The organism is Actinokineospora enzanensis DSM 44649, assembly GCF_000374445.1.
Lineage (GTDB): Bacteria > Actinomycetota > Actinomycetes > Mycobacteriales > Pseudonocardiaceae > Actinokineospora > Actinokineospora enzanensis.
On record NZ_KB894487.1, the window covers coordinates 1 to 1,397 of the forward strand.

General features: G+C 63.9%; 3 protein-coding genes. All 3 read right to left on the reverse strand.

Annotation, left to right across the window (positions count from 1 at the left end; all coding sequences use genetic code 11):
* Positions 1-326, reverse strand: a 326-nt coding sequence (locus tag C503_RS45515) for a hypothetical protein (protein WP_156893799.1), incomplete at its 3' end; no start/stop codon positions are given.
* Positions 323-1,078, reverse strand: a complete 756-nt coding sequence (locus tag C503_RS45520) for a DddA-like double-stranded DNA deaminase toxin (protein WP_169514666.1) — start codon at positions 1,076-1,078, stop codon at positions 323-325. The genes C503_RS45520 and C503_RS45515, both read right to left, overlap by 4 nt.
* A 160-nt stretch (positions 1,079-1,238) precedes the next feature.
* The coding region (locus C503_RS49060; protein WP_425393553.1) for an Imm1 family immunity protein at positions 1,239-1,397 on the reverse strand (159 nt) is incomplete at its 5' end.

Consider the following 1,397-nt stretch of genomic DNA (forward strand, 5'->3'; position numbering starts at 1 on the left):
TCGATGGGGACCTCGGAGAACGGCGGGAGGCCGGTCTCCTCGGCACCACCGAAGTGGTAGGTGACCCAATCGGAATTGGTGCCGATGGTGGGCACGTAGGTCCGATCGCCCTCTTCGTATTCCACGGCGCCGACGCCATTGTTGACACCGACAGTAAGGGCGTTCTGGTCAGTGGCGTTTGGATCGAGCCGCTCGTGAGTGATCGTCCAGGCCCAGGGAATCCGAACCCCGGCCGCGTTAAGGGCACGCACCTCTTCAGTGAGGTCGCAGCCGCCGGGAAGAGCGCCGATCGTGATGTAGCTCCGATGGAGGACGTGATTGCTCACCGATCAGCCTTTCCTGTGTACGTGCGGCGAAACGGCGCGCCGTCCTGCGTGGTACCGAACACCGTGATGGTACAGCCGCGCGGGACGAAGTCTTCGAGGTAGTCATGACAGCCGGGCGGATCGCCTGGCTCGGATCCGCACGGGGCATGGTTCAAGATGATCTGCGCGTGTCGTACCGCCGACTGAGCCAGCATCGTCGCCACTTTCATCTCGACGTGGTTCGCGATACGACGCATGCGACGGTTCCGTCGATCGGATATCCGCTTCATCGTTTCTTGTGCCCACACGTCGGTCCTGGCGGGCGTAACAGTTCCGACATCGCGGCCATCGAGTTGCACGTAACCGACGAGCGGGGCGTTCTCGGTTCCTCGAATGACCCGAGGAGGCAAGCCGCCTGCATATGGATGCGCTTCCGCCGGGTAGCAGTCGCCGTGTCGGTTCATTACCTCGGCTGGAGCCGGTAGTGCCCTGGGCGCATCCGATCCTGTGCTCTTGACCTCAGAGTGGTGGGTGATCGCGAGGCGAAGGGCCATTTCGGCGTTGGACAGGGCGGCATGCAGAGCTTCGAGATGTCTTCGGGCGGCGCTCAAGACCGCCACCACCTGCGCGTGCCGTGACGTGTGCCCCAGCACGGCCTCGGCGGCCTGTGACGCTTGGTCCAGCCATTCGCCAATCGACTCCATGGCAGTACGTAAGGCGATGAGGTTCGCCAGGACTGCGCGCAGGCGCTGGACGTTGTCCGCGATCGTCACCGCAAGCATGGTAGGAGAACAGGCTTGGCGGTTGCCCCTGATTGCTTTCGTAGGTATGGGTGAAGCTGGCCGCCACATGGGGGCGGTCAAGGATCGCCCCCGGCTACCACCGTGTCACTTCCCCAGTATGCGGCGCAAAGCACCCAAGACCGGGCCCCGCTCAGCCGAACTGACTCTCGAAGGGTGCCGCCTCCCGCCAGTCCACACAGGTGGGACGGGTACGAGTGACGATGAACTCGGTCAGGACCTGGTAGACGGTGTCGATGGGGACCTCGGAGAACGGCGGGAGGCCGGTCTCCTCGGCACCACCGAAGTGGTA